Source organism: Amycolatopsis japonica (genome assembly GCF_000732925.1).
Taxonomy (GTDB): Bacteria; Actinomycetota; Actinomycetes; order Mycobacteriales; family Pseudonocardiaceae; genus Amycolatopsis; species Amycolatopsis japonica.
Genome location: NZ_CP008953.1, coordinates 2,448,254 through 2,474,403, shown reverse-complemented (window position 1 = coordinate 2,474,403; position 26,150 = coordinate 2,448,254). Strand labels below are relative to the sequence as shown.

At 69.7% G+C, this 26,150-nt stretch carries 27 protein-coding genes; 9 read left to right on the top strand and 18 right to left on the bottom strand.

What is annotated here, in order from left to right:
• Positions 1-183 precede the first annotated feature (183 nt).
• The 9 genes from AJAP_RS12105 to AJAP_RS12065 are packed head-to-tail and all read right to left on the bottom strand — an operon-like array spanning position 184 to position 10,372.
• Complete coding sequence (locus AJAP_RS12105; protein WP_038510756.1) at positions 184-1,632, bottom strand: class I adenylate-forming enzyme family protein; 1,449 nt, start codon at positions 1,630-1,632, stop codon at positions 184-186.
• Positions 1,629-3,002: a CoA transferase gene (locus AJAP_RS12100; RefSeq protein WP_038510754.1), complete on the bottom strand. Its 1,374-nt coding sequence runs from the start codon at positions 3,000-3,002 to the stop codon at positions 1,629-1,631. The genes AJAP_RS12105 and AJAP_RS12100 overlap by 4 nt, the downstream gene beginning before the upstream one ends.
• Positions 2,999-3,790, bottom strand: a complete 792-nt coding sequence (locus AJAP_RS12095; protein WP_038510752.1) for a class I SAM-dependent methyltransferase — start codon at positions 3,788-3,790, stop codon at positions 2,999-3,001. The genes AJAP_RS12100 and AJAP_RS12095 overlap by 4 nt, the downstream gene beginning before the upstream one ends.
• Positions 3,781-5,274 (bottom strand): class I adenylate-forming enzyme family protein, encoded by a 1,494-nt coding sequence (locus AJAP_RS12090; RefSeq protein WP_174492019.1) that lies wholly within the window; start codon positions 5,272-5,274, stop codon positions 3,781-3,783. Before AJAP_RS12090 ends, AJAP_RS12095 begins: the two co-directional genes overlap by 10 nt.
• Entirely contained in the window at positions 5,271-6,563 is a 1,293-nt protein-coding gene (locus AJAP_RS12085; RefSeq protein ID WP_038510750.1) for a protoporphyrinogen/coproporphyrinogen oxidase, read from the bottom strand. Before AJAP_RS12085 ends, AJAP_RS12090 begins: the two co-directional genes overlap by 4 nt.
• Complete coding sequence (locus AJAP_RS12080; RefSeq protein WP_038510748.1) at positions 6,560-7,483, bottom strand: UbiA family prenyltransferase; 924 nt, start codon at positions 7,481-7,483, stop codon at positions 6,560-6,562. Before AJAP_RS12080 ends, AJAP_RS12085 begins: the two co-directional genes overlap by 4 nt.
• Positions 7,480-8,121, bottom strand: a complete 642-nt coding sequence (locus AJAP_RS12075; protein WP_038510746.1) for a class I SAM-dependent methyltransferase — start codon at positions 8,119-8,121, stop codon at positions 7,480-7,482. The genes AJAP_RS12080 and AJAP_RS12075 overlap by 4 nt, the downstream gene beginning before the upstream one ends.
• Positions 8,121-9,242, bottom strand: coding sequence for a DegT/DnrJ/EryC1/StrS family aminotransferase (locus AJAP_RS12070; RefSeq protein ID WP_038510744.1), 1,122 nt, complete (start codon positions 9,240-9,242; stop codon positions 8,121-8,123). Before AJAP_RS12070 ends, AJAP_RS12075 begins: the two co-directional genes overlap by 1 nt.
• Positions 9,239-10,372 carry a DegT/DnrJ/EryC1/StrS family aminotransferase gene (locus tag AJAP_RS12065; protein ID WP_038522883.1) on the bottom strand — a complete coding sequence of 378 codons (1,134 nt, stop codon included), beginning with the start codon at positions 10,370-10,372 and terminating at the stop codon, positions 9,239-9,241. The genes AJAP_RS12070 and AJAP_RS12065 overlap by 4 nt, the downstream gene beginning before the upstream one ends.
• Before the next feature lie 181 nt (positions 10,373-10,553).
• On the opposite strand from AJAP_RS12065, the gene AJAP_RS12060 reads away from it, so the two are divergent.
• Genes AJAP_RS12060 through AJAP_RS12035 form a run of 6 tightly spaced genes read left to right on the top strand, consistent with a single transcriptional unit; the run spans position 10,554 to position 15,919 of the window.
• Entirely contained in the window at positions 10,554-11,573 is a 1,020-nt protein-coding gene (locus AJAP_RS12060) for a Gfo/Idh/MocA family oxidoreductase (RefSeq protein ID WP_038510742.1), read from the top strand.
• On the top strand, positions 11,563-12,381 hold the full coding sequence (locus AJAP_RS12055; RefSeq protein ID WP_038510741.1) for a sugar phosphate isomerase/epimerase family protein: 819 nt from the start codon (positions 11,563-11,565) through the stop codon (positions 12,379-12,381). Before AJAP_RS12060 ends, AJAP_RS12055 begins: the two co-directional genes overlap by 11 nt.
• Positions 12,378-13,598: a M20/M25/M40 family metallo-hydrolase gene (locus AJAP_RS12050; RefSeq protein ID WP_038510739.1), complete on the top strand. Its 1,221-nt coding sequence runs from the start codon at positions 12,378-12,380 to the stop codon at positions 13,596-13,598. Before AJAP_RS12055 ends, AJAP_RS12050 begins: the two co-directional genes overlap by 4 nt.
• Complete coding sequence (locus AJAP_RS12045; RefSeq protein ID WP_038510737.1) at positions 13,595-14,644, top strand: Ldh family oxidoreductase; 1,050 nt, start codon at positions 13,595-13,597, stop codon at positions 14,642-14,644. The genes AJAP_RS12050 and AJAP_RS12045 overlap by 4 nt, the downstream gene beginning before the upstream one ends.
• On the top strand, positions 14,641-15,585 hold the full coding sequence (locus tag AJAP_RS12040) for a Gfo/Idh/MocA family protein (RefSeq protein WP_038510735.1): 945 nt from the start codon (positions 14,641-14,643) through the stop codon (positions 15,583-15,585). Before AJAP_RS12045 ends, AJAP_RS12040 begins: the two co-directional genes overlap by 4 nt.
• Entirely contained in the window at positions 15,518-15,919 is a 402-nt protein-coding gene (locus tag AJAP_RS12035; RefSeq protein ID WP_038510733.1) for a DUF6917 domain-containing protein, read from the top strand. Before AJAP_RS12040 ends, AJAP_RS12035 begins: the two co-directional genes overlap by 68 nt.
• Positions 15,920-15,959: 40 nt before the next feature.
• Here AJAP_RS12035 and AJAP_RS12030 read toward each other — a convergent pair whose 3' ends face one another.
• From AJAP_RS12030 to AJAP_RS12000, 7 genes are all read right to left on the bottom strand, one after another.
• Complete coding sequence (locus AJAP_RS12030; RefSeq protein ID WP_038510731.1) at positions 15,960-16,496, bottom strand: EF-hand domain-containing protein; 537 nt, start codon at positions 16,494-16,496, stop codon at positions 15,960-15,962.
• Between the two features lie 78 nt (positions 16,497-16,574).
• On the bottom strand, positions 16,575-17,822 hold the full coding sequence (locus tag AJAP_RS12025; protein WP_038510729.1) for a nucleotide sugar dehydrogenase: 1,248 nt from the start codon (positions 17,820-17,822) through the stop codon (positions 16,575-16,577).
• Positions 17,823-17,836: 14 nt separating this feature from the next.
• A complete protein-coding gene (locus tag AJAP_RS12020) occupies positions 17,837-18,148 on the bottom strand; it encodes a hypothetical protein (RefSeq protein ID WP_038510728.1) in 312 nt (103 codons plus the stop codon).
• 322 nt (positions 18,149-18,470) lie between these two features.
• Positions 18,471-19,418 carry a ribokinase gene (locus tag AJAP_RS12015; protein ID WP_084098112.1) on the bottom strand — a complete coding sequence of 316 codons (948 nt, stop codon included), beginning with the start codon at positions 19,416-19,418 and terminating at the stop codon, positions 18,471-18,473.
• Positions 19,415-20,449, bottom strand: a complete 1,035-nt coding sequence (locus AJAP_RS12010) for a phosphotriesterase family protein (RefSeq protein WP_148311500.1) — start codon at positions 20,447-20,449, stop codon at positions 19,415-19,417. Before AJAP_RS12010 ends, AJAP_RS12015 begins: the two co-directional genes overlap by 4 nt.
• Positions 20,442-21,437: a DMT family transporter gene (locus AJAP_RS12005; RefSeq protein WP_038510724.1), complete on the bottom strand. Its 996-nt coding sequence runs from the start codon at positions 21,435-21,437 to the stop codon at positions 20,442-20,444. Before AJAP_RS12005 ends, AJAP_RS12010 begins: the two co-directional genes overlap by 8 nt.
• 31 nt (positions 21,438-21,468) lie before the next feature.
• Positions 21,469-22,221, bottom strand: coding sequence for a glutamine amidotransferase (locus AJAP_RS12000; RefSeq protein ID WP_037345059.1), 753 nt, complete (start codon positions 22,219-22,221; stop codon positions 21,469-21,471).
• A gap of 111 nt (positions 22,222-22,332) precedes the next feature.
• Here AJAP_RS12000 and AJAP_RS11995 point away from each other — a divergent pair, with 111 nt between their 5' ends.
• Both AJAP_RS11995 and AJAP_RS11990 read left to right on the top strand, forming a co-directional pair.
• Positions 22,333-23,322, top strand: a complete 990-nt coding sequence (locus tag AJAP_RS11995) for a LacI family DNA-binding transcriptional regulator (RefSeq protein WP_038510722.1) — start codon at positions 22,333-22,335, stop codon at positions 23,320-23,322.
• Positions 23,319-24,377, top strand: a complete 1,059-nt coding sequence (locus AJAP_RS11990) for a M20 family metallopeptidase (RefSeq protein ID WP_038510720.1) — start codon at positions 23,319-23,321, stop codon at positions 24,375-24,377. The genes AJAP_RS11995 and AJAP_RS11990 overlap by 4 nt, the downstream gene beginning before the upstream one ends.
• A 29-nt stretch (positions 24,378-24,406) precedes the next feature.
• Here the strand turns inward: AJAP_RS11990 and AJAP_RS11985 are convergent, their stop codons facing one another.
• Complete coding sequence (locus AJAP_RS11985) at positions 24,407-24,868, bottom strand: hypothetical protein (RefSeq protein WP_038510719.1); 462 nt, start codon at positions 24,866-24,868, stop codon at positions 24,407-24,409.
• A gap of 129 nt (positions 24,869-24,997) precedes the next feature.
• Between AJAP_RS11985 and AJAP_RS11980 the strand changes: the two genes are divergently transcribed.
• Positions 24,998-25,753: an alpha/beta fold hydrolase gene (locus AJAP_RS11980; RefSeq protein ID WP_038510717.1), complete on the top strand. Its 756-nt coding sequence runs from the start codon at positions 24,998-25,000 to the stop codon at positions 25,751-25,753.
• Between the two features lie 21 nt (positions 25,754-25,774).
• On the opposite strand, the gene AJAP_RS11975 is transcribed toward AJAP_RS11980, so the two are convergent.
• Positions 25,775-26,008 (bottom strand): DUF6480 family protein, encoded by a 234-nt coding sequence (locus AJAP_RS11975; RefSeq protein WP_037345055.1) that lies wholly within the window; start codon positions 26,006-26,008, stop codon positions 25,775-25,777.
• Between the last annotated feature and the right edge of the window lie 142 nt (positions 26,009-26,150).

The window sequence follows — 26,150 nt, the reverse complement described above, 5'->3', positions numbered from 1 at the left end:
CGTTGAGAGTCCCAAATCCTCCACCGTCGAGCGGTCAATCGGCTCTCAGAGCTTGATCAACGGAAGATCGGGGACACTCAACGTCCCCATTCCTCCGTTGATCATGATCGTGCCAGTCAAGCCTGGGGCTGACTGGTCGAGTGGGGAGGATTCAGGACGTTGAGCGTCCCCGATCCTCCCCACTCACCTTCGCCTCACCGCGATCTCGGTCAACGTGCGATGACAAACCTTCCCCGTACGCCCCAGCGGCAACTCACGAAGCGCGATCAACAACTCCGGCATCTTCACACCGGCGAGCCCCCTGGCGGCAAGGAACGCCTTCACCTCAGGCAACCCCAACGAATGTCCATTCCGGACAGACACGCAAGCACAAAGCCGTTCCCCCAGAACACTGTCCGGCACCGGAACACAGGCGACCTCCCTGATCGCCGGATGCTCCCCCAGCGCGAGCTCCACCTCGGCCGGGCTGATGGTGCACCCGCCGCGGATCACCACCCGTTTCCGCCTGCCGGTGACGTGGAGCCTGCCCTGGTCGTCGAACCGGCCGTTGTCCCCCGTCCGCACCCAGCCCCCGTCGAGCCGATACGCCGCGTCCAGTTCGGGCGCGCCCACGTAGCACAGCGGTGTCATGGGGCCTCGCGCGCAGATCTCGCCGTCGACGAGGTGTATTTCGCATACCGCGGGATCCGGGACCCCGACACCGTTTTCCGGCATCGTCGTGTGGCAGTTGACCCCGTCCGAAGAGCCGTAGATGTCGATCATCTCCACGCCGAACCGCCGGCGACAGGCGGCGCGCGTCGAAGGTGGCAGGGTGTCGCCGCTCGACACGATGGCCACGAGCCCGGCGGTGTCCGCGGCGGCGGGGTGCTCGACCATGCGCCGCCACATCGCGGGCACACCGAAAACGTGGGTCGGCCGGTGCTCGGTGATCAGCCGGAGGGCCGCACCGGCGTCGAACCGGCGGGTCGAGATCAGCGTGCCGCCGAGGCGGCAAAGGGTCACCGCGACACCGAACGAGCCGAACCCCGAAGTCAGGGAGACGAGGACCAGGTCTCGCGGCACCGCGGTCTCGCCGTGGACGGCGCGGACGTAGTTGGCCCGGCCGCCGGCGAAGGCGTTGTGCGAGTACGCGATCATTTTCGGTTCCGATTCCGAGCCGGACGACACCAGGATCCGGGCCGGAGCATCCGGGTGGACGTCGGCGACGCGGCTCGGCTTCGACGAACCCGAGACCTTTCCGCCCTCGATGACGAAGCGGACGCCCGCACGTTCGAGCAAGCCGTCCGCCCCGCGTGGCAGGGGCAAGACCACGGCGCCGAGCGCGAGGATCGCCAGTTCCGCTATCACCGCGGCCCGCCCGTCGGGTTCCCGCACTCCGGCGATGTCCGCCGAGCCGCATCCGGCGGCCGTCAACCGAGCGGCCATCGCCCGCACCGCGACGTCCAGCGTCATGTAATCGAGCGTGCCCTCGTCGTCGATCACGGCCGTCCGAAGTGGATGTTCGCGCACCCGGTCGCGGAACAACGAGTACAGATCACGGTCCGGGCAGTGTCCACATCGGACCCATTCGCGGCGTACCCCGGCGGGCACGAGGTCACGCAGGACGACCCCGGTCTCCGACACCCAGATCATGACGTGAATTCCCACGGCGACCCGACCAGCGCGCAATCGGTCTGGATGAGGGCGCGGGAGAAGCGCGGATCCGTGGCGAGTGCGGCGAGGTCGTCGCACACCGGCACCGACAGCGGCCGATCGCATCGACGGCCGGTACCCGCGTTGAGCCGGTACGCCGCGGACAGGAGTGACGACGCGGCCCGCGTGGCGCCGTGGGCCAGGCCCGTCACGATCCCGTGCGCGCACACGATTCCGCCGAACACGTCGACGATCGTCATCAGCGACGGCGGAACCCCCGCGTAGGCCTGGACGACGAAATCCGTGCCCACCGGTGGTTCCGGTCCCAGTTCCGTCCCCCAGCCCGACGCGTGCGCGTACAGGATCCCCGGCCGGGCCCGCGCGAGATCGAGCGCGCTCAACGACCACCGCTCCGCCTTGCCCGGCGCCCAGTTGTGCAGGAACACGTCGGCCCCGGCGGCGAGTTCGAGCAGATGCCGCCTCCCGTCCGGGGTGTTCAGGTCGATTTCGACGACCTCCTTGCCGTCGTTGAGCGCGCGGAACCTGGCCGAGGTGTGGCCGGCGATCGGCGGAACCCACCGCAGCGGATCGCCGCCCGGCGGCTCGATCCTCAGCACCGTCGCGCCGAGGAGCCGCAACAGGTGACCCGCGAGCGGGCCCTGGACCCGGCGGCAGGATTCGAGTACGACCAAGCCGGACAACGGAAGCGGCTCCACCGCCCGCGCCGGACGGTATCCGCGGCCCTCCCCGCTGACGACGAACGCGGGAGCCCGATCGAGCGGCCCCTCCGCCGTCCGCACCAGCGTCATGCCCGTCAGGAGGGCGACCTGTTCGAGCTCTCCGATCGGTCGCGCGGCAAGGGCCTCCCCCAGCTGCGGCGGCAGCGGGCAGGTCGCGGTCGCGAAGCGGTGCAGGAACGGATGCCAGCCACTCGAAATCGCCCGCGTATCGACTTCGAGCGTCGTCCAGAACCGGTGCCAGACCGCCGGTTCGAGGGTCTCGATCTCGAACGGGACACCGTCGGCCGAGTGGAAGGGCGGCCCGCCGGGGACGAACGGCTCCTGATGCCCGTCCTCGGTCGTCGCCGCCGCGAGATACTGCGAGATCGCCAGCAACGCCGCCTGTGCCAAGGAAGTCGACACACCGCGCAGCGGGATGCCCCGGCCACGCGCGAGCTTCAGCGACACAGCGCCCAGCGCGGAGAGCTCGGCCGCGAGGATGGACGCGTAGTCGAGGCCGAGCCGGGTCGGTTCGCCCAGGCTCCGGCCGTGCACATGCATGATGCCGCAGGCGGCTTGGACGTCGAGCTCGCCGGCCAGCGGCAGATCGATCGGCCCGGCCACCGTCACGGTGTCCAGCGCGGTGATCATGCGGGCCGCCTGCCCCGCACCGAGTACACGACACACGACGACGCCCGGAACCCCGGATCCCGCATGACCGCACGCACTTCGGCGAGCTCGGCGTCGGTCATCCCCGCGGCGACCAACCGGTCCCGCAGGTGATATGTGTGGTGGATCAGCAACTCCAGACCGGGCGATCCGGCGCGCCATGGGAAGACCGACGGCACCGGATCGACGTCGACCAGCCCGGCGGCGACCATGGACGCGGCCGCGCGACGGCCCCACGTGCCGTCCCCGCCCGCCATGGAGAACGCTTTTTCCTTGGCCGACAGGAAAGTCTCGTAAAGGTTCGCGGCCATCGCGTCGGGCGCCAGCAGGACCGGGCCGTAGGAGATGTCGAACTCGTCGATCTGCATCCACCCACCCGGTTTCAGCGCGCGGACGAGTTTACGGAGCACGGCCTCCCGCTCGGGCAGATGCTGCAACACCAACCGGGTGTGGACGAGGTCGAACTCCGCCTGGGGCAAGGGATCGTGGACGACGTCGTGCCGAAGCACGGTCAGTCCCGGCGCGGGCGCGATGTGGTGGGGTTTGATGTCGGTCGCCAGCACCGTGCCAGTCGGCGCCACTCTGGCGGCGAGCCACTGGGCCACACCGCTGCCGCCCGCGCCGACCTCGAGACAAGACCAGCCGGCCCCGACGCCGGTCCCCGCCAGCCTCGTGAAGGTGACCGGGTCGTAAGCCGCGGAGAGACAGCGATGCTGCTCGACGGCGTGCCCGCTGTCGTTGTCGAACGCGTAGGCCGTGCTCACGTCCACCTTCCCGAACCGTGCGTCGCGGCCGTGCCGGTCAGCCGTGCCAGCAGTTCCAGGCGCCGTACCTTCCCCGTCCCGGTTCTCGGCACTTCGTCCCACGAGAGCACCACGGGCTCTCCCAGCGGCGGCAGGTCGAGCACCGCTTTCCGCCATTCCGCCGCGTCCAGCCCGTCGTCGGTCACGACGACCGGGATCGGCGCGCGCCCGGCCGCGGAGAGCACCACGCATTCGGCGATGGAGGGAAGGCGGTCCTCGATCGCGTCCTCCACCGCGAGACAGCTCATCCCCGGCACGCTGTCGACCTCGCGATCGAGCAGCGTCACCGCGCCACCGCGGTCCACCACACCGAGATCACCGGTGTTCCACCACTTCCCGTACACCTTGGCCTCCCACCGGTCCTGTTCCCCCACGTACGCCACGCATCGCGCGCGCGTGCGGGCCAGCAACAGCCCGGCGGTGCCCCGCGGCACCGGTTCGGCGGTCTCCGGGTCGACGGCCCGCAGCCGGGCGAGACCCGGCAACGGCCTGCCGAGATCACGGGTGGTGTGCGCGGTACGTCTGGTGAAGAACCGGAACGACAGCGGCCCCGTCTCCGATTGACCCCAGCCCTGCATCCACAGTGGACACTTCCGGCCGCTGGCGTGGAGCATCGTCCGGATCACCGGCGGATGCACGGCGTCGTAGGTGCTGACGAACCTCCGCACCCGGAGGAACGGGTTCTCCGGCGAGTTCGCGAGCGGCCGCCAGCGCGCGTACGCCGACGGGAGGGCTTCGATGACGGTCGGCCGATGACGCCCGAACATCGACGGAGCCGAAGTGGGATCGCTCAGGATCACGATCTCCCGTGGCGCGAGGCACAACGCCGACGCCGTCCAGCAGAAGGTCCGGCCGTGCGCGTACGCGCTGGCGTTGGCCAGCACGTCGTCCCGCCGGAGACCGAGGACGGGCCAGCGGATCGCCTCCGGGCGCGCCAGCCGGTCGATGATCGTCCGGGTCGTGTGGACCACCAGCTTCGGCGTCCCGGTCGTGCCCGAGGTGTGGCAGATGAGCAGCGGATCGTCGGGGTGCCTCCGGTGCACCGCGGGCGGCGGCGCGGCGGCGAAGTCTTCGACGCGCAGGATCCGGTCCGCCCGCAGGGAAGGCCGGTCGGTGACCAGCACCGCCGGGCCGAGACGGCGCAGCAGGAGGTGCACGGTGTCGTCCGGCAACAGGCCGGACAGCTTCGCCGGAACGGCCCCGATCCGTACCGCGGCGCAGGCGAGCAGGTCGTAATCCCAGTGGCCGCGTTTGACGATGGCCACCCGGTCCCCCGGCTTCACCCCGGATTCGGACAACCATCCCGCGGCGTCCCGCACCAGCCCGGCGAGCCCGGCGACCGGGTACGCCGTCCCGCGCTCCGGGGCGATGTCGAACGGCCGGTCGAGATACACCCACGTCCGGGCGCTCTCGCACTCGTCGAACAAGGTGCCCATGTCGTGGGGCTTCATCGGGTCCTTTCCTTCGCCGGGCGAGCGGCCAGCCGTCGCGCCGCCCGCACACCGGAGCGGACGGCCGACTCGCTGCACGGGCTCAGGAACACCCAGTCCCCCGCGTAGTCGACGACACCACGACCGAGCCCCGCCTCGAACCCGGCACGCAAGGCCAGTGCCCGAGGCGTCGCTTCGGGCGCCGCGTGGCGCACCCGCCGGACGATCGCGCGGCGGGTCGCCGACCGCAGACCGGGGACGAGCGGTTCGGCGGCGCCGGTCAGCCGGCTCGCCACGTCCTCGTCGGAGGCGTCCAGCAGGTCCGGCACCACGGCCGGATGGGCCATGAGCGTGACCAGCCCGCGGCCCTCCGGCGCGCGGCCGGGATGCTTCAAATGGTCGAAGATGACCGTGGACACCGTGCCGTTCTCGGCGGTCGGCACCACCAAGGCGTAGTCGGGACCACCGAGCGGGCGATCGAGAAGCAGGTGCGCCTTGACCACCGGCGTGAACGAACACTCGCGGAGAAAGGCCGAGCCGTGCCCGGGGTGGAGCCTGGCCGCCACCGGGGCGGGGACGGCCAGCACGACCGCTCGCGCGCTGATCTCCCGCGTACCGCTGAAAAGGCGTGCCGAGGAACCGTCGTCCACGACCTCGTCGACGCGGAACCCCGTGGTGACGTCCGTTTTCGCGGCGAGGGCACGGGCGAAGGTGTCCATGCCGTCGCGATACGCCCGCCAGGTCGGCGGTGGCCCCACCGCCGTGAGCAGCGCGAGCAAGGGCGCCGCAGCGGACCGGGCCGGATCCCAGCCGAAGAAACCGGAGACGATGGGCTGAAGCAGGTACCGCATCAGGTCCGGGTGATGCGGTGCGGCGAACTCCGCGACGGTCGCCCCGCCCAGCCTCGAACTCTCCGGACGTTCGGTGTCGAACGTGCCCCTGATCAGCCGCGCCGCGTCCCACCGCGCCCGGAGGGACAACCCTGCTCCGGTGACCAATCCCCGCGTCTGCGCGACGCCGGACCGGGCCTTGCCGCGCCACATCGCGATCCCCCGTCCGATCGGGGGCGCCGCGGCCGGCCCGACGCCCAGTTCCGCCAGCAGCCGCCAGGTCTCGTCGTAACCCCGCTCGGCCATCTGCTCGGCGCAGGTGTCGATCAGGTAGCCATCCTCGCGCAGGGTCGTCATCCGGCCGCCGACCACATCGGCCGCCTCGAAAACCCGCGCCTCACGCCCCGCCTTGCCCAGCTGGTACGCGGTGGTGAGCCCGGCGACACCCGCGCCCACCACCGCCACGTCGACGTCGGTCACGTGATCACCACCAGGTTCACCAGGACGAGCGTCAGCACGGTGAGCCGGTGGATCCGGATGCCGAGCATCCGCGCCCGCAGGATGTCCCCCAGCGCGAAACCGAGCCACAGCTGCCATCCGCGCGAGACGATCGTGGGTACGAGCGCGAGCGGGAACCACCACGGGCCGCCGAGGGCGGGGACGGCGAGGATCAGCGCGAGTTCGGCCGCCGACACGCCGATCACGAAGAACATGTTGCCCCGGGCCGAGGTCAAGGCGGCCACCGTCGGCCTGCCGACCCGGCGATCGCCGTCGACGTCGTTGGTGTTGGAGTAGACGCCGAACAGCAACGGCCCCAGGCCGAAGAGCAGCGCCTGGGCGAGCGCGAACCCGGTGAACTCGCCGGTCGCGAGGCCGTACGGCGCGAGGACCAGCGCCCAGCCTAGCGCCGCGATGAAGAACTCCTGGAAGCCGTGATAGCTGAGCTTCACTCCCCAGGAGTACTGCAACGAGAAGAAGTAGGTGACCACGATCAGGACGACCGTCCACAGAGGACTGTGCGGCGCGATCGCGATGGCCGTGAGCCACAGTGCCGCACCGACGACACCGGTCGCCCACGCGAACCGCAGCACCTGGTCCTCGTTCAGCGTTCCCGCGACCAGCGGCTTCCGGTATCGCTTGCGGCGCGCGTCGTCCGGTGAGTAGTTCGTGATGTCGCTGCCGTCCCGGTAACCCGTGAGATCGTCCAGCGCGACCATCGCGGCGATCACGAACACCTCGCCGAGCAGGAACACCCCGACGGTCGCCAAGACCCCCGGATCGAACCTCGACATCGGCGCCAGCAACGTCCACACCACGACCACGCCGAGGTAGTAGTCGACGATGTCGAGCTTCGCGAGCCTGAAATACGCTTTGCCACGAGTGACGGCGAGGGTGGTCATCGCGGGTCGTCCAAGGCGATCAACGCGACGAACGACCGGTCGCCGCCGTAGTCCAGCTCACGTCGGTCGAGCAGGCGGGCGCCGGGAAGGAGGGCCAAGTACTCCTCCACGGTCCGCAATCTCGAGAACCGGCCGACCGGGATTTCCGCGTCCTCGTACTCGACGAGGACGAGATGCCGTGCCGCCGCGGCGATCGCCCGGCACGCGTCGGCGATCTCGTCGTCGTCCAGGACGTGCATCAGCACCCACACGCAAACGGCGACGTCGAACCGCTTGTCCTGCCAGGGAAGCCGCTGGACGGTCGTGCGCACGAAGTCCACTGTGGACAGATGTGCGCAGTTCTCCCTGGCCAGGGAGAGCATACGCGGGGTCATGTCGATCGCCGTCACCGCACGCGCGTGCGCCGCGATCGACGGCGTGAGCCTGCCCATCCCGCAGCCGATCTCCAGCGCGGATCCCACCTCGCCGAGCGAGTCCAGGAACCCCGTGACGAGCCGGATGGTGCGGGCGGTCGTCCCCGCCGCGAGTTCGGCGGGCTGGGAGGCGCGCATGACCCGGGTCAGCCCGGCCCGCTCCGCGCGTTTGCGCCATTCGTCGGCGACCTCGCTCGGCGCGGGGGTGCGGGTAACCTGCTGCATCACGACTCCTTCGCGAATCGGCACACCGCGTCCGCGATGCGTTCCACCTGCGCGTCCGTCAAATGCGGGTAGATCGGGATGGCCAGCGTCCGCCGCGCGGCCAGTTCCGCCGCGGGCCAGGCATCGCCCGGCCGGGTGTAGGGAGCGAACGCGGGTTGCCTCGGCAACGGCGCCGGGTAGTAGACGTGCGAGCCGATGCCTCGCGCCGCGAGGTACTCACGGAGTTCGTCCCTGCGCTCGCAGAGGAGCGAATAGACGTAGTAGCACCGTCCATCACGGGCGGGAGGCGGCGCGAGCACACCGCAGCCCGCCAGTTCGGCGAAACGTCCGGTGTAGTACTCGCCGATCCGTGCCCGACGCCTCAGCCGCCGGGGCAACGTCGGGAGCCGGTACAGCTGGAACTCCGCCATGATCTCGTCGAACCGGCTGTTGTAGCCGATCCGGTGATACACGAACCTGGACTTGCCGTCCTGGCCGTGGTTGCGCAGCATCCGCACCGCCGCGCCGAGCCCGGCGTCGCGGGTGACGACCATTCCCCCTTCGCCCGGCATGCCGAACGTCTTGACCTGTACGAACGAGTAGACACCGGCGTCGCCCCACATCCCGGCGGGGGTGCCCGCGAGCGTCCCGCCCTGGGCGACCGCGGAGTCCTCCAGCAACCGCACGCCCATTCCGGTGGCGATCCGGCGCAACTCCGGCATGTCCGCCATGACCGAGAACATGTGCGCCGGCATGATCACCTTGGTGCGCGGGGTGACCAGCCGGGCGACCGCGGCGGGATCGACGACCATCGTCCACGGGTCGATGTCGGCGAACACCGGCGTCGCACCGAGCAAGGCCGGCGCGGCCGCGAGCGGAGCGCAGCCGAAGGCGGGCACGATCACCTCGTCCCCGGGGCCGACGTCCATCGCGCGCAGGACCAGCGTCAGCGCCGAGGTTCCGCTGCCGCAAGCGACCGCGTCCGCGGCGCCGACCGAGTCACGGATGGCCGCTTCGAAGCGGGCCGTGCGCTCGCCGAGGATGAATTTCTGGTCGGGGGCGAGACCGACGCGATGGACGATGTCCAGCAGTTCGGCACGGTCGTCGTCGAACAGATCCGTCGGGAAGAACGGGAGGGTCATCCTCGCCGCCCGTGGTAGAAGTCGCGGATCGCGTCGCAGACCCGATAGCAGTCCCCGGCGGGCATGTCCGGATACAGCGGTAGCGCGAGCGTGTGGCGGCAGGCGCGCTCGGCGTTCGGGAATTCACCCTTCCGATAGCCGAGGCCGTCGAAGCAGGGTTGCAGATGAAGCGGGGTCGGGTAGTAGATCTCGGTCTCCACACCCACCGCCGACAGATACGCCGCCAGGTCGTCCCTCGCGTCGACCTCGACCACGTAGACGTAGAACACGCTGTCCGGCCGGCGCTCCGGCAGCTTGCGCACACCCGACACTCCCGCGAGCGCTTCGCTGTACCGGGACGCCAGTTCCGCGCGCCGGGCGATGTCGCTGTCGAGCGTGGTGAGCTTCGAGAGGAGGACGGCTGCCTGGATGTCGTCCATCTTGCTGTTCACGCCGGGAAGGCCGGTCGCCGTCGAGATCGCGGGGAAGTCGGCGATCGTGGCGCCGAAGCGGCCGTGGTGGCGGAGCGCGTCGGCGGTCGCGGCGATCCGGGCGTCGTCGGTGAGCACGGCGCCTGCGTCACCGAGCGCGCCCAGTGTCTTCGTCGGGAAGAACGACAGCACCCCGCCCGCGCCGAACAGACCGGCGTGCGTGCCGCGGTGACGCATGCCGATGGCCTCCGCGCTGTCCTCGACCACCGTGAGGTCGAGGCGTCGCGCGACGCGAAGCACACCGTCGATGTCCGCGAGCCGGGAGAACAAATGCGTCGGCATGACGAACCGGGTGCGGTCCCCGGCGGCGTCCGCCACCGCGGCGGGGTCGATGCCGTATCCGTCCGCCTCGATGTCGGCGAAGACCGGCGTGCCGCCCGCGAGCACGACCGAGGTCGCCGACGCCCCGAAGGAGAAAGCGGGGACGACCACCTCCTCGCCGGGCTTCAGACCCACCGCCCTCAGCAGGAGGACGAGCGCGTCCGTTCCGCTGTTCACCCCGACGACGAATCTCGCGCCGGTGTACGCGGCCAGCGCGGACTCGAGTTCGGCCACCTTGGCACCGTGTGAATACTTGCCATTTTCGACGACTTCGAGAATATGTCGCCTGGTGCCGGCCCACGTTCGCTCGAATGTGGCCGATTGATTGAAGAAAGACACCGACAGCGTACCCACCTCCGGTGGTGTAGGAACCGTTTCCGAGCGTAGGACAGGCAATCCGCACGTCCGCCCACGTTCGCACTTCCTGGTCAACCCGTGGCCTAACTGTTGACAGTTGATCTTGTCGATGTCAGTTTCGAAATGGATTTCTGATTGCGAAACTCGAGGAGCGGGCTCGCCAGTGCGATCATTCGTCGTGGGACTCGGCCGGGCAGGCGCGGGTCTGCATCTCCCCGTCTTGGCCAAACTCCGTGAACGGACCCCGAAGCTCTTCGACGACCATCCCGTCGTTGCCTGCGAACCGAGAGAGACCGTCGTCTCCCGGCCGGGTCTCGTGATCACACCGACCCTCCACGAGGCGGCCGACGGGCTCTGCCCCGCCGACACGATCGTGCACATCTGCACGCCACCGACCCAGCGGCTGGCGGTGCTCTCCGATCTCGCCGCGCTGGGCTTTCGCAAGATGATCGTGGAGAAGCCCCTCACGACCGACATCGACGACCTCGCCCGGATCGTCCGCTTGCGCCGCAAGTACAAACTGCATATCGAGGTCGTCGAACCCTGGCTCGCCAGCAGCCTCACGAAGCGGCTGGTCGAGCTCCTCCGCGGTGGCCGGTTCGGCGCCGCGAAGTCGATCGACGTCGTGCAGAACAAGCCGCGATTCCGCCGGTCGCTCGTGCGGCCCGGGCACCCGACCGCCTTCGACGTCGAGCTGCCGCACGGTGTCGCGCTCGCGCTGCGGCTCGCGGGCGCAGCCCGGGTCACCCACGCGTCCGGAACCGATCTCGAGGTCGAGGGCAACGTCGGCCCGCGGATGGGCGGGGCCACCGTCGGCCTCCGGCACAACTCGGGTGTCCACACCGAGATCCGCTCGGATCTCACCTCCCCGGTCCGCGAGCGGCGGGTCACCGTCGAGTTCGAGCAGGGCAGCGCGGTCGGGCATTTCGCGGTGAGCGGCGACGACCATCACTCGCAGCTGACGCTGTGTTCGAACGGCCGGTCCGAGCACGTCGTCCTGCGGGACGACGCGATGACGGAATGGATGTTCGAGGCCTACCGGAAATTCCAGCTGGACGGGGAGCAGACGCAGGGCTTCACCTTCGCCACCGAGGTGGTCCGGCTGCTGTCGGTGGCCAAGAACATCTGCGCGGAACCGGTCACCAGCCCGGAACCCGACGCGGTGGCGTCCCATGCCGGATGACCCGGTGCTCGCCGGCATCACGGACGAGGCTGCGTACGACATCGGTGGCCAGCTCTCGGTGCTCGACACGCTGGGCTGGAAGGCGATCGAACTGCGCACGATCGACCGGGAGGCCGTCGCCGACCTCACCGACGCACGGTTCGGCGCCGTCGCGGCCGCCTTGTCCGACAACGGCGTGCGCGTGGTCTGCCTGGCGTCCCGGATCGGTGGCTGGTCCCGTCCGGCCGGTACCGATTTCCGGCGCGACCTCGAAGAACTCGACGTGCTCGCCCGGCGGGCGCGGGCGATCGGCACCGGCTACGTGAGGATCATGTCCTATCCCCACGACGGACTGAGTGATGCCTCCTGGCGCGCGCTGGCCATCGAGCGGATCACCGTGCTCGCCGAGCGGGCCGAGAAGCAGGGAGTCACGCTGCTTCACGAGAACTGTTCGGGCTGGGCGGGCACGCGGGCCGAGCGCATGCTCGACCTGCTGGACGAAGTCGCGAGCCCGGCACTGAAGCTGCTGTTCGACACCGGCAACGGCGTCGCCCACGGTTACGACGGGTTCGACCTGCTCGCCGACATCGTCGGTCACGTCGAGCACGTGCACGTCAAGGACGCCGACGAACGCGGCTTCACGCTCCCCGGCCAGGGCGCCGCACGGGTCGCCGACTGCGTGAAACTCTTGCGGGCCAACGGATATCAGGGAGCCTGGTCGCTGGAGCCGCATCTCGCGCTCGTACCGCACGAACAAGGGGTGCTGGCCGAGGGCGCGGCGTCCGCGTTCGTCGCCGCGGGCCGGGCGATGGCCGGGCTCCTCCGATGACGCCCGAGGATCGAAGCCTGTTGATGGAGCTGCTCGACCTCCCGACGGCCGGGCCGCTCGAAACGACGGGTGAAGTCCGCCTGTGGGACGCGATGCGTGCGTACGCCGACGCGGCCGTCGACATCGGTTTCGACGTCCTGCGGTTCGCCGCCCCGGATCCGTCGGTACTGGACCGTCCGGGTGTTCCCCTCCTGCTCCGCGACACCGGGCCCGGATTCCTCACCTGCCAGCCGAGTCTCGTGCTGCGGATCGGCCCCGCCGCTCCCGCCGTCATGTTCAACGTGCACCTCGACACGGTGGCCCCGTTCGAACCGGCGGGTTTCGACGGGACCAGATTCGTCGGCCGCGGCGCGATCGACGCCAAGGGGCCGGCGGTGGCCCTGCTGGCCGGAGTCCGGGCCGCCTTGGCGACGGAGCAGGCGGTCGGCCGGGACATCGGTGTCCTCATCCAGGCGGTCTCCGGCGAGGAGGGCGGGGCGATGGGCGTCTTCGGGACACGGCCGCTCGTCGAAGCGGGATTCCACGGCGAACTCAACATCTTCTGCGAGCCGACCGGACTGCGGTACCTCCCCCGGTGCTCGGCGTCGATGACCGCGTGCGTACACGTGGACGGCGAAGACGCCATCGACGACGAGCCGCATCGAGGACACAACGCGACGGTCCTGCTCGGGTTCCTCGCCCAGCACCTCGCGGACGACCTGCCGAAGCACGGTCAGGTCTGCGTCGCGGGCCTGCATACGGGCCGGATGCACAACCGGGTGTACGGCCGCGGCGAACTTCTGCTCAACATTCCCTATGACTCGGGAGAAGCGGCGGCGAAGATGACCGCGGCACTGGAGGACGGACTCAGGAGCGGCGTCGCCGCGTTCGAGGACCGGTTCCGGCGGTCCCCGGCCTTCGCCCGCACCGCGACGGACGCGGCGAGGATCACCGGCCTGCGCTGGCTGAAACGCGACCTGCCCGCGCTATCGGCGCAGGACATCCCGCTGCTGGACGCGTTCGTTGCCCGCTGGCCGGACGACGAGCCCGCCTTCACGTGCGACGCCTTGTGGCTCGCCGACGTCCCCAGCACGAAGACGGCGGTTCTCGGTCCCGGTTCCTTGGGAGCGAACAACGCGCACTCGCGCGGGGAATACGCCGATGTCGGAGAACTCGACCGGTTCGGCGATCTCGTCCGCGAGATCGTCGTGCGGTTCGCCCGCGACGGAGGAGCATGACCGTGCTGGTGCCCTATCCCGTTCTTCTTTCCTTGGTGGCCGGTGTCTTCGTGGACCGCGGGATGCCCGAGGACCGGGCGGCGATCGCCGCGACCGCGTTGTGCCACGGCGACCTGACCGGGGTGACCTCGCACGGCCTTGTGAACCTGACCAGGCTGTACCTTCCACTGCTCGATGAAGGGCGCGCCGAACCGAAGGCGGACATGACCGTCGAGACCGATCTCGGCGCGTGCGTCCTCGCCGACGCCCGGCGCACACTCGGGTTGTGGTCGGCTTCGCAGGCGATGGAATTGGCGTGCGCCAGGGCTTCGCGGCACGGAATCGGTATGGTCTCGCTGCGCGGGGCGACCCATATCGGCTGCGTCGGGCACCACGCCGCGCGGGCCGTCACGCACGGCATGATCGGCCTCGTCGCTTCGAACTGCGGCGGGCAGCGTATCGCCCCGCCGCCCGGCGGCACGGCCGCGATGCTCGGCACGAACCCGCTCGCGCTGGCCTGTCCCGCCGGCGGCGCGCATCCGTTCGTCCTCGACATGAGCACCACCGTGGTGCCGACCGGCCGGATCCGTGCCGCGGCGCGGGAAGGCAGGGAGATCCCGCCGGGCTGGCTCGCCGACGGCGACGGTGCACCGGTGACCGATCCCGCCGCGTTCGACCGGGGCGAGGCACATCTGCAATGGCTGGGCGGTGGTCCCGAAACGGGCGCCTACAAGGGATTCGGGCTCGGCCTGCTCGTCGAGGTGCTCGGGGCCCTGGTGCCCGGCGCCATGCTCGGCGCGACGTCGGCCGACGGGAACCGCGACGACGACATCGGGGTGCTGGCGCTCGCGATCGCTCCGGACGTCCTGCGCACCGGATTCGCCGCCGACGCGTCCGCGCTCTTCACCGCGGTTCGGGAGTGGCCCGCCCGCGATCCCGCGGTCCCGGTCGTCTATCCCGGCTGGCACGAGGGTGAGCGCGCGGCCCGCCACCGTGAACACGGCGTGCCGGTGGCCGACGCGGTCTACCGCGAACTCCGCACGGCGGCGGAGAGGACCGCGAGGTGATCCGCGTCGGTGTCGTGGGGCTCGGTGTCATCTCGCGGTTCTACCTTTCCGCGGTGGAACGGTCGCCGGCTTTCGCCCTCGCGGCGGTCTGCGATCTCGATCCGGCGGTACTCGCGAAAATGCCCGTGCCCGGCTACCGCGACCATCGCGAGATGCTCACCGCCGGAGGACTCGACGCGGTGATCGTCACGGCGCCGAACGACGTGCACGCCGCCGTCTGCCGGGACGTGCTGGACGCGGGTCTGCCCGTATGCGTGGAAAAGCCGATCGCCACGAGCCTCCTCGATGGCGAGGACCTCGTGGAAAGAGCCGCGCGGCGGAATGTCGCGCTGTTCACGGCTTTCCACCGGCGGTACAACGGCAACGTGCGCGCGTTACGCGAGAGGATCGCGGGCGGGCCGCCGATCGCCTCCCTGACCGTGCGCTACCTGGAACGGATCGAAGAGCACGTCGGCGGTGATCGCTGGTACCTCGACGCGACACGATGCGGTGGCGGATGCGTGGCGGACAACGGACCGAACGCTCTCGACCTCGTCCAGTTGTTCCTCGGCACCCTGAGGTTGCGAGACGCCCGGATCAGCCGTGACGCCGACGGCATCGACCGGCAGGCGACGCTGACACTCGAAGGCGCGGTCGTCGAACTCGACTGGTCGTTCCCCGGGGAGGTCAAGGACGTCGAGGTCCGGCTGGCGGACGGCACGATCCTGCGCGCCGACCTGCTCGACGGCTACCCGGAGTTCAAGGGATCGCTGTGGCACGAATACGAGGGATTGCTGCGCGAGTTCGAGGACGCCGTGCGCAAGGGCGCTTCCTGGCGCGACAACGGCCTGGTCACACTGTCCATAGTGGACGATTGTTACCGGAGGGAGAACGATGCGGGAAGACGGGCCGAAGCGGGAGATCATCGGCACGGTGGTGAAGGTACTGGTGCATCGGCGTGACGACCGGGGCATGAGTCTCGAACCGTTCGCCAGCCGGTGCGTCCGCGCCGGCGAGGTCCACGAACTCGTGACGACCAGCCATGACGACACGGAGCCGGGCGCCCGTATCGACCACGTCGGCTTCCTCGGATTCGCCGAGATCGACCGTGCCGGCGTGATCGACAGAGGCGACGAAGTGTGGATCGGTGGCGAACTCGTCGGCACCGTGCTCGGCTTCGACGGCTGCCATTTCCCCAACCACTACAACATCCTCATCCACACCGCGCTGCCGGTCACCGGTGAAGGGATCGGTTTGAAACCGGAGCGGGAAGTCTGCTTCCGGGGGCGGTGGTGAGTGACTCGCCCGCGCCGGGGAGCCACTCACCACCGCGCGGTCACTTGCCCAGCAGCGGCACGTCGCTCTTGCCGAGGTGGTAATCGCGTACCGCGTGCACGAGTTCGTCGACGGTCAGTTTCCCGTTGCCGTTCACGTCGATGGCCCGGAACGCCGGGGCCACGGCGGAGGCTTCGACCCCGATGGCGTCCAGCCACTTCGCGAACTCCCGCTGGTCGACCTCGCCATCGCCGTCGGTGTCGCACAGGCCGACGATCGCGGAAATGGTCGGGCGGACCACCCTGGCGAATCCCGCGTCGCCTTCCTGGAAGATCTGCGCTTCGATCACCTCGGTGAACTGCCGCTCGTTCAACGAGCCGTTCGGGCCGACGCCCGCCTTGTCGGCAAGGAACTCGAACATCGTCTTGAACGAGTCCTGCACCGCGCGCGCCTGTGGCGAGGTCTGGTCCTCACCGAACGCACTGATGATCCGCTTGGCCTCGGCTTCGAAGTCGGACTTCTCGATCCTGCCGTTGCCGTTGACGTCCCACTTCTGGAAACGCTTCTGGAGCCGGTCGTTCTTGATCGCCGTGGTCATTCGTGCACTCTCCTTTTCGCGAAAGATCGGAAGAATTGCGGTACGCGTGCCTGCCCTGCTCTCGACCAGGCAGAACGTTCAGAGCCGGACGACCTCCTTCCCGGGAACCCGTCCCGTCACGTCGAACAGCAACCTGGCCGTCGAGGCCAGGCGACCGTGGTCGTAGGCGCGATGCGCCACCAGCAGGACGGCGACATCCGCGGTACGCAGCGTCGCGTCGAGATCGGCCACCGGCGGGCCCAGTTCGGGCACGGTCTCCGCCACCGGATCGTGGTAGGACAGCTCCGCCCCGAGCGCCCGCAACCGGAGGGCGATCCGGATGGCGGCGGACTCGCGGGTGTCCGGCACGTCCGCCTTGTACGAGACACCGAGCAGCAGCACTTTCGCGTCTCGCAACGGCTTTCCGTGCTCGGCGAGCAACCGGGTCACGCGTTCGACCACGTGCTCCGGCATCCGGTCGTCCACGAGCCGGGCGGCGTGCACCACACCGAGCAGTGCACCTTCCCGCTCGGCCTTGTCCAGCAGGTATTTGGGATCGACCGGGATGCAATGGCCGCCGACGCCCGGCCCCGGCGCGAACGACGTGAAACCGAACGGTTTGGTCGCCGCGCAATGCATCACGTCCCAGACGTCGACGCCGATCTGGTCGCAGAAGATGGCGATCTCGTTGACCAGCGCGATGTTCACGTACCGGTAGGTGTTCTCCAGCAGCTTGGCCATCTCCGCTTCCCTGGTGCCCCGCGCGATCACCACCGTGTCGACGAAACGCTCGTAGAACTCGGCGCAACGTTTCGCGCAGGACGGGGTGTGCCCGCTGATCACCTTCGGCGTGTTCCCGATGCCGAACCGTCTGTTCCCGGGGTCGACCCGCTCGGGTGAATAGGCGAGCGAGAAGTCGGTTCCCGCTGTCAGACCGCGCTTTTCGAGGATCGGCCGGACGATTTCGTCGGTGGTACCAGGAAAGCTCGTCGACTCGATGATCACCATCATGCCCGGCGACAGGCGTTCGGCGACCGTCTCCACCGCGCGGCGCACGGCGGCCAGATCCGGTCCGCCCGCCGTGGTCAACCCGGTCGGCACGCACAGCACGATCGTCTCCGCGCCGCCGAGGACATCGGGGTCGGTCGTCACCGCGAAGCCGTTCTCTCGCATGGCCCGTAACCGGCTCACGGATACGTCGGGCACATGTGGCCTGCCCGCGGCGATCTCTGCCGCCACCCGGGGCGAGGTGTCGTATCCGATCACCGACAAGCCCGCCCCGGCAACGGCTTCCGCCAGCGGTAGCCCGACGTAGCCGACTCCCACCACGACAACGTCGACAGACACGTGAGCGTTCTCAGTCAACGGCTGACCGAGAAGGAGCCACTACCCGCCGGCACATGGGAGCCGAACCCTTGATTGACCGGAACGCCCGGTGTCAGGCAGAACGGATCCCCGTGAACGACCACTTCCGACGAGCTCAGGTTGAGCAGAACGTGTGCGGCGATGGGAAGTTTGTTACAGCCTTCGGGGTTCCGGTAGTTGTCCAGGCGCTGGAATTCGGTGGAAAAGACCACCACTTCGCCCGCCGCCGCCTGAGCGGGCGGGCTCGGCACGATCAGCAGTGCTCCCACGGATGCCGCGCTCGACACCGCGGCGACAAGACGGTTCATCGCATGCCTCCCACATCCAAGATCACGACTTCTCTCCGCACGCTAACAGTCACTCCGTGTCAAACTTTTGCTCACGGCGGATCTTCACGCGCGCAGGTTGCGGCCGCTCGGACAGGGTCATCCGGATGGTGGCGTCAAGCGCTCCCTGTGTGATGTTCGGGAACGGGCGGTTCACATGAAGGAGTGGCGCGGTGGTCGTCCGGACGAACGGGGACTACTCCGCCTCGCGCTCGTTGAGGCGGTATGTCAAACGTGACGCGTTGCGAAAGCCACTTTCGCAACGTTGGAGGTTGGGAAAGTGGCTTTCGCAACGTCAGCGGCCTTACCCCTGAAGAAAATCCGAAATGCCAGCGTCGCCGACCTCGGCCGAAGTCGGCAGAGAAGGATGCGCCCCGTGCCGCGTCACGACGACAGCGGCCACTTTCGCCGCGAAGCCGCAAGCAGCCACCACAGCCGCGGTCGTCGGCTCACCGGGGATTTCCGCGAGCCGGGCGGCGAGCGCTCCGACGAACGCATCCCCTGCGGCGGTGGTGTCCACCGCCCGTACCGCGACGGCCGGGACGTGCGTGGACGACGACGCGTCGAGGACGGCACAGCCCGCGGCGCCCAGCGTCACGATCACCCACCGGCATCCCGCCGCGAACAGCTCGGCACCGCCGCGCCGCAAACCGTGGCCGTCGAACGGATCCTGACCGGTGAGCTGCCGGAACTCGATTTCGTTCGCCACCACCACATCGCTGACCGGCAACAGCTTCCGGGCCACGTCGTCGGCGGGCGCGGTGTTGAGCACGGTCAGCACGCCACGGGAGCGAGCGGCCGCGAAAGCGCGTTCCGTCGCTTCGGGAGCCGCCTCCAACTGGCCCGCGACGACGCGAAGCCCCGGCAGTTCATTGATCGCCGCTGCGGCCGCGGCCGCCGGGATGTCGGCGTTCGCCCCGGACACGACGACGATCGAGTTGACGCCCTCCGCGTCGACGGTGATCGCCGCCCGGCCGGTCGGCGACGCGGAACGGCGCACGTGGGTCACGTCGGCGCCCTCGGCGAGCAGGGCTTCCAGGTACTCGTCGCCGTCTTCGTCCTGGCCGACGCAGCCGATCACGGCCACTTCCGCGCCGAGCCGGGCGGCGGCGACCGCTTGGTTGCCGCCCTTCCCGCCCAGCTCCCGGCTCGTCGAAAAGCCCATCAGGGTCTCCCCCGGCTCCGGGATGCGCGGCGCGTGGACGATGTGATCGACGTTGAGCGACGCCACAACCGCGATCGCGCGGCTCATGCGGTCAGCCACTTGGCCGGGACGTCTCGCATCAGCCGGGCCACGGCTTCGGCAGGCACGCCTTCGGCTTCGAGCAGATCGGCGAAGATCGTCGGCACGAACACGAGCCCGTTCCCGCCGTTGTGCGTCCACATCTGCTTCAGGAACAGATCGTGCGACAACATGATCTGGTCACCGAAGCCCTCGTTCACCCACCTCGCCACGGCGCGAGCGGTCTGGGAGACCGTCGGGGCGACACCTTCGCCGGGGAACGAGATGTCGAGGCCGATCATGTCGAACTCCAGCAGTACGCCGCGTTCGAGCAGCTCGCGTTGATATCCCGGGTCTTCCCCGGACGGATCGCTGTGCGCGAGCGCGACCTTGCCCGGCAGCGCACCGCATTCCTCCAGCACGAGGTCGAGCACCTCGTGCCCGCGGCGCTGCCAGCCCGGCATGTGGATGTTCAGCCCCACGGAGGGCCGCTCCGCCTGCGCGAGCGCCGCCGCCCGCAAGGAAGCCCGCTCCCCGTCGGTGAAGAACGGCGAAACCCCGACCTCGCCGATGACACCGGCCCGGATCCCCGTCTCGCCGACTCCCTCGTCCAGCTCGGCGAGGATGCGCTCGGTCTGCGCGTCGACGGCGACCGCGGTGATGCGCTCCCCCTCGAACTTCTCCAGGTACGCACCGGTGCCCATGACGATGGTGACCCCGGTGGTCTCGGCCACCGCCGCCAGGGCGAGCGGATCCCGGCCGATCGCGGCGCTGCCCGTCGCGTCGACCAGCGTGCTGCCGCCCGCCGCGGCGAACGCGGTCACCTCGCGCACGACGCTCGCCCGGTCCTTCGCCGCCACGTTGTCGGCGCAGCAGTAGGGATCCTGGCGGAGCAGGAACTGCCATCCCGGCCCCACTTCCGCCTCGGCGAGCGGCCGCGTGGAGGCGTACGAGGGTTCGGCGACCGCGGAGGACAGGTCGTTGAAGAGGTGCTCGTGCGGCAGCACCAGGCCGAGGTCCGCCGCGTCGACCGGTCCGAGAACGCCGCGCACCTCAGCCACGGCGCACCTCGGCGGGCTGGGCGAGGACCGCCGGTTCGGCCGTGTGCCGGGACGGGATCATCGCGATCGCCGCGGCCGCCAGGGCCACGAACGCGCCGATGACGGTGACCAGGTGGAGGCTGGACCCCGCCGCGGGGGCGACGAGTTCGAGCAGCAGGGATCCGATGAGCTGACCGGCCGTGGACGCCAGCCCCAGCAGCAGGAGCCCGAGACCGCGCACCAGCAAGGCCATCAACGCGATCGACAGGAGGCCGAGAGGCCCGCCGAAGTACATCCACCAGGTGCCCGGCAGCGCGAAGTGCGCGCCCGAGACCGCCATCCGAACCACGTACACGAGGCCCAGTGCCACGAAGCCGATGAGGAAGTTCCAGGTGATGGAGACGAACATCGAGCCGGACAGCAGGCCGACCTCGGAGTTGCCGGCGGGCTGCCAGCCGGCGAGCAGGCCACCGACGAACGGCATGATCGCCAGCGCGATCATGTGCGGGGCCGACCAGTTCGGGGACACCACCAGCACGGTGGCGCAGATGGCGAGGATCGCCCCGGCCACGCGCGGCGCGCTCATCGCCTGTTTGAACGGCACGCCGATGCCGAGGCGGTCGCACACCACGCCGGAGATGACCATGCCGGAGATCAGCGAGGTCTGGAAGATCGCCACCCCGAGGAAACCCACCGTGACCCCCTCGGAGAGCACGATCACCGCGCCGCACAGACCGGCGAAGAAGTTCCAGCGCGGGATCTCCCCGCGCACCAGCTGACCGGGCAGCCGGAAGAACGCGTCACGCGTCCGGGTGCGCGCCAGCACGATGATCAGCATCAGCACCAGGCCGGTGCCGAAGGACACCAGCGCGGCGGCGTGCCCGTCGGCGAGCGCGGTACCGAGGTGTCCGTTGACGAGCGACTGCAACGGGCCGAGCATTCCGGCGAAGACGGTCGCGATCGTCAAGACGACGACCGAAGCCGCGCGGCCGGTGGGTGACGTACTCATCGAATCCTCCTTGATCCCGAGTGCGCGCGGCTCAGTTTTCGCGACCGGCGAGCCAGGTCGTCGCCTGCGCGAAGAGCTTGCCGTAGCCGTCCCAGCTCATGAACTCCTCGGGAGCCCAGTGCGGGGAGATGTCCGAGGTGAACGCGAGGGTGCGGCCGCGGCCGACCCGGCGCGCGGCCAGCATGACGTCGCCCTCGACGGTGGCGAGCAGCTCTGCGTCCGGCTTCAGCGTGGTGTGCTGGTAGCCCAGCAGGATCGGCCACTCCTGGTCGAGACCGGAGACCACCGGGTGCCCGGGCTGGACGACCTGGGCACGCACGCCCTCCGGCGTCTCGACGCGGTCGTCGTACGGGTCGATGTCGACCGGGAGGATCTCCTCGATCGGCGTCCGGTGGTAGTTCGCCTTGCCCTCGAAGCCCTGGAAGCTCAGGTAACCGCCGGCCATCATCAGGCCGCCGCCGTTCGTGACCCACTCGCGCAGCAGTTTGAGCCGGTTGGGCGTCGGACGGCCGCGAGTGAACGTGTCCGGGTGCAGCAGCAGCGTGTTGGAGCCGATGTCGGAGAGCAGGACGACGTCGTAGGCGTCGAGTTCCTCCAGCGTCTGCGGGAATTTCTCGGCCACGTCGTGCGAACGCAGGTGAGTCACCTCGACCCCTTCCGCCGCCAGCGCCGCCAGCAGCCGCTCGCACCCGATCTCCACCTGGGTGTGCGCGAACGGGTCGTATCCCTTGTGGTCGATCGTCGCACTGACCCACGACTCCCCGGCTAGCAGGACCTTGACCATCGACGACTCCTTCGAGCGAAAAGCCTTAGCGTAGTTTGCGCAACGTAGCGCAACACCGTCAATATAAGATGCGTTCGCAGTCGCCGTCAACGCTCAACGGGGAGGAGCCGGATGTCGCTGGCGAAGGTGGCCCGAGAGGCCGGAGTGGCCGTGTCGACGGTGTCGAGGTACGTCAAGGGGGAGCTCAACGTCGCCTCCGAGACGGCCCGGCGCATCGACGCCGCGCTGGCGGCCGAAGGGCATCCGCCCGTACGGAAACAAGTGACCGGCCTCAGCCTCGGCCTGGTGGTCCCGTCGCTGGACAACCCGTACTTCTCCACGCTGGCGGACGCGGTGGTCGACGCCGCCGCGACGGACGGCGTCGACGTGCTCACCACGCTCACCGGGTCCTCGCCGTCACGGGAGCGCGCCGCCGTCGAGCGCCTGATGCGGGTGCCGGACGTGGGCGGGCTGATCTACCTGGGGATGAACACAACCAACGAAGCCTTCACCAGCCGCTTGGCAGGCGATTTCCCGGTGGTCTTCCTCGACGAGTACGTCGAAGCGGCCGGTCCGCGGATCGCGCATGTCACCGCGAACAGTTTCGGCGGCGCCTACCAGGCGACCACCCACCTGCTCTCCCAGGGCCACCGGCGGATCGCCCATGTCGGCGGACCGGCCGGGCTGCGCACGGCCGACCAGCGCGAGGCGGGTTACCGGGCCGCGCTGAAGTCGCACGGGGTCGAGGTGGACGAAGCGATGATCGTGCGCGGCGCGTTCAGCTCGGCGTTCGGCATGAACTTCTTCGCGCATATGGCGCGGACCGGCGCGGCGCCGACGGCCGTGTTCACCGCCAGCGACATCGCCGCGGTCGGCCTGCTCGAAGCGGCCCGCCGCGCCGGGGTCTCGGTGCCGGAAGACCTTTCGGTGATCGGCTGCGACGGGATCACGCTCGGCGAATGGACGTCGCCGCGGCTGACCACCGTCGCGCAGCCGACGGAGCAGATGGCCCGCAAGGCTGTCGACGAGATCACCCGCCTCGCGGCCGGCCGCGACCCCGCCGACCACGTGCTCTCCATGCGCCTCGTCGTCCGCGAATCGACCCAGGAGTACCCCGCATGACCGACGAAACCCTCGCGTTGCTGCGCGATCTGGTGCGTCAGGACACCACCTCCGGCGACAGCGCCGCACAGGCCGCCGCGCAGGAACTGGCCGTCTCCTACGCCACCGCCGCTCCGGGCGTACGCGTGCTGCGACGCTCGACCGCCGGGCGGCCGTGGGTACTGGTCGGCACCGGATCCGGCGACGGGCCGTTGTTCGTGTGCCATATCGACACCGTTCCCGTCGGCTCCCCCGCGCTGTGGGACCGCGCCCCGTTCTCCGCGGACGTCGATGAGGAGTTCCTGCACGGCCGCGGCAGCGTCGACATGAAGGGCGGGCTGGTCGCCGCCTTGGCCGCGTTGCGCAACGCCGCGGAAGCCGGTGCCCACGCGCAGGTCCTCATCACCAGCGACGAAGAGATCGGCTGCCGGGGCGCGACCGAGGCCTCGGCGTCGCTGGAGCTGACGCCGCGGATCGTCGTGGTGCCGGAGGCGACCCGGAACCGCGTCTCGCTCGGCCACCGCGGCGCCACCTGGCTGCGGCTCGCCGCGCGGGGGAAGGCGGCCCACGGCTCCACGCCGCAACTGGGCCGCAACGCGATCCGGCTGCTCGCCGACCGGGCCCTCGGCACGCTCGATTCCCTCCCGTTGGCCGCCGACGACTACCTGGGCGAGGAAACCGTCAACGTCGGCACCTTCGAAGGCGGGACCGCGCCGAACATCGTGCCCGCGTCGGCGGTTCTGACGCTGGATGTGCGCACTGTGGACGGTGGAGCTCCGTCGATCGCTTGGGCTTCCGCGCTCGATCCGGCCATCACCGCGGAGGTGGATCTCGATCTGCCCGCCGTCCGGACGGCGCGGCTGCCGGAGCTTCTCTCCGGCCAGACGCCCGCGCCCGCGGCCACTTACTTCACGGACGCGTCGGCTTTGGCCGGATCCGTGGGCGGCGCGCCGATCGTGATCTGGGGCCCGGGCGATCCCGGGGAGATGCACGCGGCGAACGAGAAGCTGGATCTCGAATCGTGGCGGCGGGCTTCGCGCGACTATCTCGACTTGGTGTTGGCCGCCGCGCGCTGAGTGGTTCCCGACCGCGTCAAGACACCTGCTCAGCCTTCGGCATCAGCGAGTTTCGCGATCTCCGCCGGAGAGAGCACGAGCATGTTCCCGTTCGCTTCGGGCAATCCGAGCGCAGCCGCGACCAGATGCATCACCGGCACCGTCTTCCCCACGACGTCCTGGCGGTTCGGGAAGTCCGCACGCTTCCCCTTCACGACGGAGAGGTTGACCTGCTGCCCGCGGACACCGTCGTCGGCCCTCGCCACGCCGGCGACCTTCCGGGTGGTGGTCGCCACCGACTCGACATCCACCGATTCGACGAACAGCCAGATCGCGACGTTCGTGTTCGTCGGCAGACCCGGATGCTGAACCTCGACCAGCGCACCACCGACCCCGGGAAGGGCGGCGAGCCGTTTCTCGAAACCGGCGATGTCGCCGGTGCTCGGCGCGCAGCCCGTCAACGCGAGCATCGCCCCCACCACGCACAGGACGACTCTCATCGTGACCTTCACGCGCTTCTCCCCCTCGACAAGAGTCTTCCGGAACCTGACCTCCTATCCGGGTACGGTAGCCACACGCGGCCGCCTCGGGATGAACTACTGTGCCGTTGATCGAAACACGCGAGTACGAGGGGGAACGCGGTGTATCAGGCCGAGTTCGACGGTCAAGGCGGCTATGTCCGCTGGACGGAGGCGCCGGGCGCGCAGCCCGCGCGGGTGTATCTGCACGGCCTCGGGTCGATGTCCTCGGTCTACCACGCGCATGTCGCGGCGCGGCCCGAACTGGCGGGCAGGCGGAGCCTTTTCCTGGATCTGCCGGGGCACGGGATCAGCGACCGGCCCGAAAACTTCGGCTACACACTGGAGGACCACGCCGGAGCCGTGGCCGTCGCCCTCGACCAGGCTGGAGTCACCGGGGCGGAACTGATCGCCCACAGCATGGGCGGCGCCGTCGCCCTCGTCCTCGCCCATCTGCGTCCGGACCTGGTCTCCCGGTTGGTCCTCACCGAGGCGAACCTCGATCCTTTCCCGCCGCCGACGGCGGGCAGCAGCGGTATCACCGCCTTCGCGGAGGACGAGTTCGTCGACAAGGAGTTCACGCGCGTGCTGGAGCGTGTCGGGCCGGCGTGGGCATCGACCATGCGGCTCACGGACCCTCGCGCGCTGTATCGCACGGCGGCCGGGCTTCGGAAGGGTGCGGAGCCCATGATGCGCACCATCCTGGAGCGACTCGGCGTCGACCGCGTTTACCTGCAGGGCGAACGCAGTGGTGAACTGCCCGGCCGGGAGCAACTGGAAGCCGCCGGCGTCGACGTCGTCACCGTCCCCGACGCGGGGCACAACGTCATGTTCGACAACCCTGACGCGTTCGTGGCGGCCATCGCCCGGCGAAGCTGACTTCCCCACGCTCGGCGACGGTCAGCCCAGCTTGAGCCACCCCAGCGCCAGCGCGACCACAAACCCGCTCGCCAGGACGACGATCACGCCGATGAGGATCAGCCACGCGACAGGCATCGCCTTGGACGGCATCGGCTGCGGATGCGAGAGCCCGGACGTCTGAGCGGAGTCGGGCGGTGTGTCACCCGGCCGGACGCCACCACCTGGTTCGCGGCGGGTCTTCTCGGGTTCCGGGTCGGGCGGCTGGGCTGTCATCGCCGGTACTCCTTCGGTCGGTCTTCCCCACCGGATACCCGAACGACGGCGACGAAACCCTGTCAGCCGAGCTGGGGTACATCGCCCGGGAAGCCGATGGGCAGCTGGTACATCCCGCGGGCGGTGCGGCCGCCTCCGAGCC

Excerpts from the sequence above, each read along its gene's own strand:
- AJAP_RS12105 (WP_038510756.1), bottom strand. The coding sequence starts at position 1,632 with ATGATCTGGGTGTCGGAGACCGGGGTCGTCCTGCGTGACCTCGTGCCC.
- AJAP_RS12100 (WP_038510754.1), bottom strand. The coding sequence starts at position 3,002 with ATGATCACCGCGCTGGACACCGTGACGGTGGCCGGGCCGATCGATCTG.
- AJAP_RS12090 (WP_174492019.1), bottom strand. The coding sequence starts at position 5,274 with ATGAAGCCCCACGACATGGGCACCTTGTTCGACGAGTGCGAGAGCGCC.
- AJAP_RS12080 (WP_038510748.1), bottom strand. The coding sequence starts at position 7,483 with ATGACCACCCTCGCCGTCACTCGTGGCAAAGCGTATTTCAGGCTCGCG.
- AJAP_RS12075 (WP_038510746.1), bottom strand. The coding sequence starts at position 8,121 with ATGCAGCAGGTTACCCGCACCCCCGCGCCGAGCGAGGTCGCCGACGAA.
- AJAP_RS12070 (WP_038510744.1), bottom strand. The coding sequence starts at position 9,242 with ATGACCCTCCCGTTCTTCCCGACGGATCTGTTCGACGACGACCGTGCC.
- AJAP_RS12055 (WP_038510741.1), top strand. The coding sequence starts at position 11,563 with ATGCCGGATGACCCGGTGCTCGCCGGCATCACGGACGAGGCTGCGTAC.
- AJAP_RS12050 (WP_038510739.1), top strand. The coding sequence starts at position 12,378 with ATGACGCCCGAGGATCGAAGCCTGTTGATGGAGCTGCTCGACCTCCCG.
- AJAP_RS12045 (WP_038510737.1), top strand. The coding sequence starts at position 13,595 with ATGACCGTGCTGGTGCCCTATCCCGTTCTTCTTTCCTTGGTGGCCGGT.
- AJAP_RS12035 (WP_038510733.1), top strand. The coding sequence starts at position 15,518 with ATGCGGGAAGACGGGCCGAAGCGGGAGATCATCGGCACGGTGGTGAAG.
- AJAP_RS12030 (WP_038510731.1), bottom strand. The coding sequence starts at position 16,496 with ATGACCACGGCGATCAAGAACGACCGGCTCCAGAAGCGTTTCCAGAAG.
- AJAP_RS12020 (WP_038510728.1), bottom strand. The coding sequence starts at position 18,148 with ATGAACCGTCTTGTCGCCGCGGTGTCGAGCGCGGCATCCGTGGGAGCA.
- AJAP_RS12015 (WP_084098112.1), bottom strand. The coding sequence starts at position 19,418 with ATGAGCCGCGCGATCGCGGTTGTGGCGTCGCTCAACGTCGATCACATC.
- AJAP_RS12005 (WP_038510724.1), bottom strand. The coding sequence starts at position 21,437 with ATGAGTACGTCACCCACCGGCCGCGCGGCTTCGGTCGTCGTCTTGACG.
- AJAP_RS12000 (WP_037345059.1), bottom strand. The coding sequence starts at position 22,221 with ATGGTCAAGGTCCTGCTAGCCGGGGAGTCGTGGGTCAGTGCGACGATC.
- AJAP_RS11995 (WP_038510722.1), top strand. The coding sequence starts at position 22,333 with ATGTCGCTGGCGAAGGTGGCCCGAGAGGCCGGAGTGGCCGTGTCGACG.
- AJAP_RS11990 (WP_038510720.1), top strand. The coding sequence starts at position 23,319 with ATGACCGACGAAACCCTCGCGTTGCTGCGCGATCTGGTGCGTCAGGAC.
- AJAP_RS11975 (WP_037345055.1), bottom strand. The coding sequence starts at position 26,008 with ATGACAGCCCAGCCGCCCGACCCGGAACCCGAGAAGACCCGCCGCGAA.